This window comes from Acidobacteriota bacterium (assembly GCA_026707545.1).
Classification (GTDB): Bacteria; Acidobacteriota; Thermoanaerobaculia; order Multivoradales; family Multivoraceae; genus Multivorans.
The window spans coordinates 298,034-307,989 of record JAPOWR010000002.1 but is presented as its reverse complement, the minus strand read 5'-3'; the positions used below and the strand labels follow the sequence as shown (position 1 = coordinate 307,989).

The window sequence follows — 9,956 nt, the reverse complement described above, 5'->3', positions numbered from 1 at the left end:
TCAAGCAGCTTCCGCTGCTGCGGACGGGCTGCTCAGACCTCTGATGTGAGCTCGCTTCTACCCCGGTACATCCCAATCCCGATGATGACGAAGATGAGCGAACCGAACGCCTGCAGGGCGTTGTCGTTCGTGAGGAGCACCAGCGGCTCGATCCCCGACACGTGCTGCAGGACCAGGAAGTTGATGATTGCCAGGACCCCGAGCAGGACGAATCCATAGGAGGCCAGCTTGAAAATGCTCATTGAGCCGAAGCGGGCGGAAAGGCCGAGGCCCACCAGAATGGAACCGATCGGATAGACGGAAACCAACGCGATGACGATACCGGCCATCGACACGTAAGTGCCGAGGGCCAGGTCCTCCATGCCGCGCTGCATCAGGTGGACGCTGAACTGCCGCATGCCCATCGCGACGACGTAGAGGCTCCACCCGAACACGCTTACATACGCCCCCAGCCGCAGGCACAAACCGCCGGGCCCCTGCTCGGCCAGGCGAAGCCATGTGAAGGCAGCGTAACCGTAGAGGAACATCCCGAGGATCGACAGCATGGACGCCAGATGCGCGCGGCTGGCGTTCGCCGCCGCCGCGTCGAGGGCGGCCGGGAAGTCGGTCTGGTCCACACGGTCCACTACGCCGCCCGGAAAGAGGAGCGATGCGAGCACCGACAGGACGACACCGACGATCAGGGCCAACCCTCCCTGTCTGGTGACGGGGTTCGACGTGGTGGATGGGGCCATGTCCACTTCCTTTCTGGCGCGGGGCACCTGCTGAGACTGAGGATGTGGCGATCCTACCAGCCTCCTCGGGCGCGCACTTCGCGGTCAGGCCCTGGCCATGATCAGGGCGCCGTTCGTGCCGCCGAAGCCGAAGGAGTTGGTCAGGGCCACGTCGACCCTCGCGTCACGGGACTCGTGGGGCACGAAGTCCAGGTCGCACTCCTCGTCGGGCTGGTCGAGGTTGAGCGTCGCCGGCAGCACCTGGCGGTGGACGGCCAGCGCCAGGATGCCGGCTTCGACGCCGCCCGCCGCTCCCAGCAGGTGACCGGTGGAGGACTTGGTTGAGGACACCGCCAGCCGGTAGGCATGGTCACCGAAGACGCGCTTGATCGCCCGAACCTCTGCGATGTCCCCGAGCGGCGTCGACGTGCCGTGTGCATTGACATAGTCGACTCGCTCCGCCGCGATCCCCGCGTCGTCGAGCGCCGCCCGCATGACCCGCGCCGCACCGTCGCCGGTAGGTTCGGGCGCCGACACGTGGTACGCGTCGGCGCTCATGCCATAGCCCAGGATTTCGGCGTAAGGTTCAGCGCCCCGGGCCAGGGCCGCCTGGCGCTCCTCCAGGATCAGAACGCCCGCTCCCTCACCGAGAACGAAACCGTCGCGGCCGACATCCCATGGTCGGGAGGCCCTGGCCGGCTCGTCGTTACGGACCGAGAGCGCCTTCATCGCGCCGAAACCGGCCAGCGCCAGGTCGGAGGTCGTGGCCTCCGTGCCGCCGGCGAAGGCGGCGTCTGCGTATCCGTGCTGAATCAGGCGGAAGGCGTCGCCCACCCCGTGCAGGCCCGTCGTACAAGCGGTCGTGGGGCATGTGTTCGGCCCCTTCGCGCCATGCCGGATCGAGATCTGGCCTGACGCCATGTTGGCGATCAGGCCGGGAATGAAGAACGGCGACACCCTGCGCGGCCCGCGGTCTCGCCAGATGCCGTGCATGTGCTCGATCAGCGGCAGTCCGCCCATGCCCGAACCGACGACCGTCGCGACGCGGTCGGCGTTGCGGTCGTCGATCTCGAGCCCCGAGTCCTCGCGTGCCAGGGCCGCGGCAGCCAGGGCGAACTGGATGAACAGGTCGACCCGGCGGATGTCCTTCCGGGGAAGGAACCGCTCCGCGTCGAAGTCCCGCACTTCGGCGGCGATCTTCGTCGTGTAGAGGGAGGCGTCAACCCGCGTCAGCGCACCGACGCCGCTCCTTCCGTCCATCAGGCCGGACCACGTTTCCTCCGTGCCCACGGCGAGCGGGGACACGAGGCCCACACCGGTGATGACGACACGTCTGCGGTCGTTCATGGGCACGAATCCGTACGTCAGCGAATCCGCTCGGGACTGCCGGAGCCGGCCAGGGCGCCGGCTTCTGGAAGTTAGTTGGAGTTCCCGTGCGCCTGGATGTAGTCGATGGCTTCCTTGACGGAGCCGATCTTCTCGGCATCCTCATCGGGGATCTCGATGCCGAACTCTTCTTCGAAGGCCATGACCAACTCGACGATGTCGAGCGAATCGGCGCCGAGATCGTCGGTGAAACTCGCCTGCGGAGTGACTTCGTCGGCATCGACTCCGAGCTGCTCGACGATGATGCTATTGACCTTTTCGACTACGGACATTCTCGTTCCTCTCTGGGGTTGGCGTTTCCGGCCCGCTGACGGATGAAGACTATGCCACCACCAGGGCGATCCGTCCAACCGAGCCAGGAATCCCTCACGTCATCCCGCCGCTCACGCAGAGGACCTCGCCGGTGACGTAGGACGCCTCGTCGCTCGCCAGGTACAGCACCGCGGGAGCGATGTCGTGCACCGTTCCCAGACGCATGACGCCGTACTGCTCGCGGAAGCGTTCCCCGGCACCCTCCGGCATCGCGGCGGTCATGTCCGTCTCGATGAAGCCCGGCGCCACGACGTTGACCGTGATCCCCCGGCTCAACAGCTCGCGCGCGAGCGACTTGCTGAACCCGATCAGCCCGGCCTTGGCGGCGGCATAGTTCGCCTGGCCGGCATTTCCGAGGACGCCCGCGACGGACGACACGGAGACGATCCGTCCGTAACGGCGGCGCATCATGCCCCGCACGAGAGCCTTGGTCAGCACGAAGACGCCGGTCAGGTTGACGTCCTGCACCTGTTGCCACTGGTCCAGGGTCATCCGGGCCAGCAGGTTGTCGGCTGTGATGCCGGCGTTGTTGACGAGGATGTCGACCGCGGCGAACTCCCCCGGAAGCTGCCGTACCGCACCGGGCAGCGATTCATGATCGGCCAGATCCAGCGCCATGGGATGCGCCTCGCCACCGAAGGCTCTGATCTCACCGGCGACCTCGTCCAGCAGTTCCTCGTTCCGGGCGGCCAGCACGACGCGCGCGCCCTGCCGCGCCAGCAGCACCGCACAGGCGCGGCCGATGCCGCGCGAGGCCCCGGAGACCAGGGCAGTCCGTCCGCTCAGATCGAAGATGCTCACCGTTGTCACTCCATGTCGTCCGGCCCGGCCACCGCGCGCACCTCGAGGCTCCGGTCGATCCGACGCGCGAGGCCCGAAAGGACCTTGCCCGGCCCGAACTCGATCAGCCGGCCCACGCCGTCCGCCGCCATGACCGTCACCGATTCCACCCAACGGACGGCGCCGTCGATCTGCCGCACCAGCGCGCACCTAACGGCGGAAGCGCTCTTCACCGGCTCCGCATCCACATTGCAGACCACCGGTACCTGTGGGTCCGCCATCGGCGCCGCCTGAATCAACGGCTCCATGGCCTGGCGAGCCGGCGACATCAGGGCGCAGTGAAAGGGGGCCGAGACCGGCAGCGGGATCGCGCGGCGCGCACCCCGGTCGCTCGCCAGTTCGATCGCCCGCTCCACCGCTTCGCTGGAACCCGCGATCACGATCTGACCCGGCGCGTTCAGGTTGGCAAGCTGGCAGACGCCGCCCCTGTCCGCGGCCGCCTCGGCCGCCAGCTCCACCGTGTCTTCGACGCTCAAGCCAAGCACCGCCGCCATCGCGCCATCGCCCACCGGCACCGCCTTCTGCATGGCCTCGCCCCGAGCCCTGACCAGACGCAGAGCGTCGCCGAGTTCGAGTGCGCCGGCCGCGACAAGCGCCGAATACTCGCCTAGACTGTGACCGGCGACGAAGTTCGGCGTCTCCGTCTCCAGACCCCGAGCCCGAAAGCAGCGGAGCGCCGCCACCGATACTGCGACGATCGCCGGCTGCGTGTTCGCCGTCAGTTGAAGCTCGTCCTCAGGGCCCTCGAAGCAGAGCCCGGAGAGCGCGAAACCAAGCGTGTCGTCCGCCTCCTCGAAGACTTCCCGCGCCTCCTCGAAGGCCAGGGCCAGCGACCGGCCCATGCCGACGCGCTGAGAGCCCTGGCCCGGAAAGACGTACGCCACCCCACTCATCTGAACAATCCCGCGACGACAGCCCTAGAAGCGGACCGCGGCGGCGCCCCAGGTCAGCCCGGCGCCGAAGGCGGCCATCAGGATCAGGTCCCCCGAGCCGATCCGCCCGTCGCGATTCAGTTCGTCCAGCGCGATCGGGATGGACGCGGCCGACGTGTTCCCGTAGCGATGGACGTTGACGTACACGCGCTCGGAGGGCACGTCGATTCGTCGACCCACGGCATCGATGATCCGGCGGTTCGCCTGATGGGGGATAAGCCACTTCACGTCTTCCGCCTCGTGGCCGGCGTCGGCGAGCACTTCGCCGGAGACCTCGGCGAGGGTCCGAACCGCCACCTTGAAGGTCTCGTTCCCGAGCATCCGGATGAAGGGCAGCCGCGCTTCCAGTGTCTCCGGCCGGTTTGGAGGATTGCGGCTGCCACCGCCCGGCATCTCGAGCAGGTGGGCCAGCGAACCGTCGCTGTGGATCGCCACGGAGAGGACGCCCGGCAGCCCGTTCCGCGCGTCGGACGCCGGCTGATCGTCGCCTCGCAGCACGACCGCACCCGCTCCGTCGCCGAACAGGACGCAGGTGGAGCGATCCTCGTAGTCCGTGTATTTCGTCAGCGACTCGGCGCCGATCACCAGAGCGGTCGAGGCGGCGCCGCTGGCCACGTACTGATGACCCACGGAGAGGCCGTAGACGAAGCCGGTGCATCCGGCGTTCAGATCGAAGGCAGTCGCGTCCCTGGCCCCGATCTCCTCCTGCACCAGGCAGGCGGTCGACGGAAATGGCATGTCCGGCGTCACCGTCGAAATGAGGACCAGGTCGACGTCGGCGGCCTCGACACCGGCCATCTCCAGCGCCTGCCGCGCCGCGCCGACGGCGAACTGCGACGTGTACTCGTCGTCCTCGGCCACCCGCCGCTCCTCGATGCCGGTACGGGCGATGATCCACTCATTCGACGTGTCGACGATCTTCTCGAGATCGGCATTGGTCAGGATCCGATCAGGAACAGCCCTTCCGGTACCTGCGATCCAGACCCGCCGCGTGTGATTGGAGGAATCGCCCCTCAACCCGTTCGTCATCCCGCGACCGCCTTTGGCGCCGCTTCGAAGTCGACCTCCGAGAGCTTGGCGCTGACCTTGAGGTGGATGCCGGCCTCGCAGAACTCCACGGCCCGCTGGATTGCGCTCGACATCGCATGGGCCGACGAACGCCCGTGGGCCACGAAGCAGCCGCCGCGCAGGCCGAGTAGCGGCGCTCCGCCGTACTCGCTGTAGTCGACCCGGCTCCTGAAACGATCGAAGGCCGGCTTGGCCAGCAGATAGCCGAGCCGCGAGCGCAGGGTGCGGCTCATCTCCTCGCGCAACTGAGCGCCCACGAACTCCGCAAGCGCCTCGGCGCTCTTCAGGATCGCGTTGCCGACGAAGCCGTCGCAGACGACGACATCGGCGGCGCCGCTGAACACGTCGCGGCCCTCGACGTTGCCGACGAAGTTGAGTCCCGTGGCGTCGAGCGACTTGAACACCTCACGGACCAGGTCGGTGCCCTTCCCGGCCTCCTCGCCGATCGACAACAGGCCGATGCGCGGCGAGTTCATCCGCAGCAGTTGCTGGGCCAGGTAGTGGCCCATGACCGCGAACTGGCGGAGCTGATCGGGTTTGGAGTCGACGTTGGCGCCCGCGTCCAGCAGGATGGTCCGACCGACGCGCCGCGGCATGGCCACCGCCAGTGCGGGTCGATCGACCCCCGGAGCCACGCCGATCACCATCTTCCCCGCGACCAGGGCGGCGCCGGTGTTGCCCGCGGTGACCATGGCCTGCGCCCGCCCCTCCTTGACCAGGCGGGCGCAGACGCGAACCGAGGAGTCGCGCTTGCGGCGCACCGCGAGTGCGGACTCGCACATGCCGACGACCTCGCCGGCATGCACCACCTCGACCCGGTCCCGGACGGCGGTTCCGGGCCCGAACTCCTCGATCTCCTCCTCCAGGATCGATCGCCGGCCGACGAGGAGGAGCCGCAGCCCACGCCTCCGTGCCGCCAGCAGGGCGCCCTCCACCGCGGTTCGGGGCGCGTGGTCCCCACCCATCGCGTCGACGGCGATCACGGCTGGGGTTCGCGCTGAACCTCGATCCGTCAATTCAGGGTCAACTCCGGGTCGGTAGACCATCAGTGTAGCGCCTGGCGGGACTCCGGTGGGCTGCTACAGCACGTCCTCCATGTCGACCACGTCGCGACCGCGGTAGTGACCGCAGTGACTGCAGGCGCGGTGAGGAAGTTTCGTTTCGCCGCAATTCGGGCACACTGACCCCGCCGGCCGCTTCAAGTAGTCATGCGACCGCCTGCGGTCACGGCGCGCCTTCGAATGCCGCCGTTTGGGATTTGCCATTCCAGTATTCCTTTCTCCACACCGCCGCTCTGGCGGCGCGGCATCATACTCCGCCAAGTCGTTCGCGGATCGCCTCCAGCCCCGACCAGCGCGGGTCCGGCCGTTCCCCGGCGCAGGTGCAGACTTCCCTCTTGCGGTCGGCTCCACACTGCGGGCAGAGTCCGCGGCAGGACGGATCGCAGATCGGTTTCATCGGCAGGTTGAGCTCCACCTGTTCCCGGACCAGCACGGCCAGGTCGACCGCCCCCTCTACCGCACTGAGCGTCGAAAGGTCCTCCGGCTCGAGTTCGCGCGCACCGGCGCCGTCGTCGGTCGCGGAGACATCGTCATGCCGATTCGTCACGACGAAGGCGAGCGGCAGGTCAACTTCCTGCTCGTACGCGGTCAGGCAGCGATCACAGTGGAGCCTCTGCCTGTAGTGAAGTGTCCCCTCCAGCAGGTAGTCCGGGCCGACGAAGACAAGACTGCCCTCGCAGTCGACGCTGCCCAGCACGATCGCCCCGTCCCGCCCGGCCCCGTCCTTCCCGGAACAGGCAGCGGCCGATTCGAGGTGTTCATGCCAGCGCAGCGGACCGTTGCGGGCTTGGTCGAGCTGCAGGTGCATCTCACGTTCCACCAGGCGTGCCGCCATCGCGAACCAGGGCCCCCGCACATTCCGGCCAGGCGCGACCGCGCAAACCAGAGAGGCTACGAATCGTTGCGGCAACTGTCAATCTCGGCGCGGGCGTCGAGCGACCGGCGCTAGGCTTGGCGGGTGGCCCGCATCGGCATCGACGCCCGCAAGGTTCGCGACTTCGGCATCGGTGTCTACGTCTCGAATCTGATCCACGGACTGGCGCGGATCGAGGCCGAGGGGGAAGCCGGCGCCAACGAGTACGTCCTGTTCGTCCGACCCGAGGATCGCGACTTCGCGGCGGACCTGCCGCCGAACTTCCGCTCTGTCGTCGAACGGTCCCCGGTGTACTCGGTGCGCGAGATCGCGATGATGACCTGGCGCATCTCACGCTCGAGCCTGGACCTCTACCACGCCACCCACTACGTTCTACCGGCTGTCGTCCCCTGCCCGACGGTGGTCACGATCCACGACATCATCCACCTGCTCTACCCCGGCTTCCTGCCCAGCCGTGCCGCGTCCCTCTACGCCCAGCACATGTTCCGTCACAGCGTCAGCCGAGCCGACCGGATCATTGCCGTGTCCCGGAACACGCAGAGAGACCTGCTCGACTACTTCGACATCCAGGAAGAGAGGATCCACGTCGTGTACAACGGCGTCGAGGATCGCTTCCGGAGGCTGCTGAGCGCGGAGGAGCTCGACGCCCACCTGAAGGACGTGGGCGTCCGTCAGCCGTACATGCTGTTCGTCGGCAATCCGAAACCCCACAAGAACCTGGACCGCGTGATCAAGGCCTACGCCAGAGCACGCTCGCGGGCCGGCTTCGACGCGCCCCTGGTCTGCGTCGGCGCGCGGCCCGGCAGCGACTTCAAGCTGGAGCGCCGCGCCCGCCAGCTCGGCGTCGGCGACCACGTCCAGCTCGTCGGCCACGTGTCGGCAAGCGTCCTCCCGGCCCTGTATCAGGGAGCCAGCCTGTTCCTCTACCCGACCCTGTACGAGGGGTTCGGGCTGCCCGTGGTCGAGGCAATGGCCTCGCGTGTGCCTGTGATCACGTCGAACACATCGTCGCTCAAAGAGATCGCACAGGGCTATGCGGAACTCGTCAACCCCCTGGAGGTGGAAGAGATCGCTACTGCCATCGAGCGGTGCATGAACGACCGGGGCCACGCACGGCAGCTCACCGACCGCGGCGCCTCCCGAGCCGCCGGCTTCCAGTGGCAGACCGCCGCGGAGAGCACACTCGCGATCTACCGGGACGTGCTCGGGGAGACGGCAAGCTGAGCATCGGCCAGCCGCGGGAGGCCTGGCTGGATTGTTAACATCCGGCGCCCGCCAGGGTCGGGCGTCCCACTCATACGACCTTCAGCACCGTGCTCCAGAAGCGACTCCGCGTTACCGCCACGCTGAACATCGCCGGCGATGTCCTCGCCACGGTCGGCGCCTTCTTCCTCGCCTGGTACCTCCGCTTCGTGCAGCCGGTGATCGAAGTGACGAAGTCCGTACCGGACTTCGAGCCCTACCTCAGGATGCTGCCCTTCATCCTGCTGATCTGGCCCATCGTCTACTACTTCCACGGCCTCTACCGCATACGCCGCGGACACAGCCGCGTGGACGAGGCGATCAGCATCGTGGTCGCGACCATGCTGGCACTCGTGATCCTCACGGCCGTGTTGACGTTCGACCGGCTGACCCAGGCCGGCAGCGACGACCCGTTCTCCTACAGCCGTGCCTTCTTCGCCCTGTTCGTCGCCAGCGACATCTTCCTGGTCGCGCTGCTTCGCTTCGTCACCCGGGCCTTCCTGCGCGTCGTGCGGAGGAGCGGCCACAATGTGCGCCGCATCCTGATCGTGGGAGCCGGCGACAGCGGCGGGGAGATCGCGGCCAAGCTCGTCCGCCACCGCGAGCTCGGCTACGAGGTCGTCGGCTTCCTGGACGACGACCCGGCCAAGCAAGCCAGCGAGCCGGTCAGCGGCGTCAACGTGGTCGGCACCCTCGAGGACCTCGAAGCCGCCATCGAACGGTACAGCGTGGACCAGGTGATGATCGCCCTGCCATTCGAGGCGCACCGGAAGATCCTCAACCTCCTCGACCGGATCGGCAATGAGCTGATCGAGATTCGCCTGGTGCCGAACGTCCTGCAGTACGCGACGCTGCGCGCCGAGATGGAGGACGTGGACGGCACGCCGGTGATCAACCTCTCCCACGTGCCGATGGAGGGCTGGTCGAGCCTGGCCAAGCGAACGATGGACATCGGCATCTCCGTGGCGACCATGACCGTCCTGCTGCCCCTGTTGCCGGTCGTGCTGGTGCTGATCAAGCTGGAGGACCGCGGACCGCTGTTCTACCGCCAGGAGCGGATGGGACTCGACGGCCACTCCTTCATGATCCTCAAGTTCCGCTCGATGCGCATGGGCGCCGAATCCACGACCGGGCCGGTGTGGGCGGTCGAGAACGACCCCCGCCGCACCCGCATCGGCGCCTTCCTGCGACGCTGGTCGATCGACGAGCTTCCCCAGCTCTGGAACATCTTCCGCGGCGACATGTCGATCGTCGGCCCGCGCCCCGAGCGACCCGCGTTCGTGCGCAAGTTCCGCGACGAGATCCCGAACTACATGCTGCGCCACCGCGTGAAGTCCGGGCTGACCGGCTGGGCCCAGGTCCACGGCTGGCGGGGCAACACCTCGATCCGGAAGCGCATCCAGTACGACCTCTACTACATCGAGAACTGGAGTCTCCGTCTCGACTTCCAGATCCTCTGGCTGACCCTGCGCCGGGGTCTGACCAAGAACGCCTACTGACGCCGCCGGGAGTCGGCCGACGGGGTTGG

The 9,956-nt window shown here is 67.6% G+C and carries 11 protein-coding genes; 2 read left to right on the top strand and 9 right to left on the bottom strand.

All coding sequences use genetic code 11. The features are described 5' to 3' along the window. Positions 1-32: 32 nt before the first annotated feature. The 9 genes from OXG83_13540 to OXG83_13500 all read right to left on the bottom strand — a co-directional run bounded on the left by OXG83_13540 (position 33) and on the right by OXG83_13500 (position 7,147). Complete coding sequence (locus tag OXG83_13540; protein ID MCY3966052.1) at positions 33-734, bottom strand: hypothetical protein; 702 nt, start codon at positions 732-734, stop codon at positions 33-35. 84 nt (positions 735-818) lie between these two features. Further along, positions 819-2,060 carry a beta-ketoacyl-ACP synthase II gene (gene fabF, locus OXG83_13535; protein MCY3966051.1) on the bottom strand — a complete coding sequence of 414 codons (1,242 nt, stop codon included), beginning with the start codon at positions 2,058-2,060 and terminating at the stop codon, positions 819-821. Between the two features lie 71 nt (positions 2,061-2,131). Next, positions 2,132-2,371, bottom strand: a complete 240-nt coding sequence (locus OXG83_13530) for an acyl carrier protein (protein MCY3966050.1) — start codon at positions 2,369-2,371, stop codon at positions 2,132-2,134. A gap of 94 nt (positions 2,372-2,465) precedes the next feature. Beyond that, positions 2,466-3,212 (bottom strand): 3-oxoacyl-[acyl-carrier-protein] reductase, encoded by a 747-nt coding sequence (gene fabG, locus OXG83_13525; protein MCY3966049.1) that lies wholly within the window; start codon positions 3,210-3,212, stop codon positions 2,466-2,468. A gap of 5 nt (positions 3,213-3,217) precedes the next feature. After that, the gene (gene fabD / locus OXG83_13520) at positions 3,218-4,144 is read right to left on the bottom strand and encodes an ACP S-malonyltransferase (GenBank protein MCY3966048.1); all 927 of its coding nucleotides are present in this window, start codon (positions 4,142-4,144) and stop codon (positions 3,218-3,220) included. A 24-nt stretch (positions 4,145-4,168) separates the two neighbouring features. Further along, entirely contained in the window at positions 4,169-5,212 is a 1,044-nt protein-coding gene (locus OXG83_13515; GenBank protein MCY3966047.1) for a ketoacyl-ACP synthase III, read from the bottom strand. Beyond that, entirely contained in the window at positions 5,209-6,234 is a 1,026-nt protein-coding gene (plsX, locus tag OXG83_13510; GenBank protein MCY3966046.1) for a phosphate acyltransferase PlsX, read from the bottom strand. The genes OXG83_13515 and plsX overlap by 4 nt, the downstream gene beginning before the upstream one ends. Positions 6,235-6,330: 96 nt before the next feature. Next, positions 6,331-6,516 carry a 50S ribosomal protein L32 gene (rpmF, locus tag OXG83_13505; GenBank protein ID MCY3966045.1) on the bottom strand — a complete coding sequence of 62 codons (186 nt, stop codon included), beginning with the start codon at positions 6,514-6,516 and terminating at the stop codon, positions 6,331-6,333. A gap of 43 nt (positions 6,517-6,559) precedes the next feature. Beyond that, positions 6,560-7,147 (bottom strand): DUF177 domain-containing protein, encoded by a 588-nt coding sequence (locus tag OXG83_13500; GenBank protein MCY3966044.1) that lies wholly within the window; start codon positions 7,145-7,147, stop codon positions 6,560-6,562. Between the two features lie 123 nt (positions 7,148-7,270). Here OXG83_13500 and OXG83_13495 point away from each other — a divergent pair, with 123 nt between their 5' ends. Continuing rightward, positions 7,271-8,410, top strand: a complete 1,140-nt coding sequence (locus OXG83_13495) for a glycosyltransferase family 1 protein (GenBank protein MCY3966043.1) — start codon at positions 7,271-7,273, stop codon at positions 8,408-8,410. An 89-nt stretch (positions 8,411-8,499) separates the two neighbouring features. Beyond that, positions 8,500-9,927, top strand: coding sequence for an undecaprenyl-phosphate glucose phosphotransferase (locus OXG83_13490; GenBank protein MCY3966042.1), 1,428 nt, complete (start codon positions 8,500-8,502; stop codon positions 9,925-9,927). The last annotated feature ends 29 nt before the right edge of the window (positions 9,928-9,956 follow it).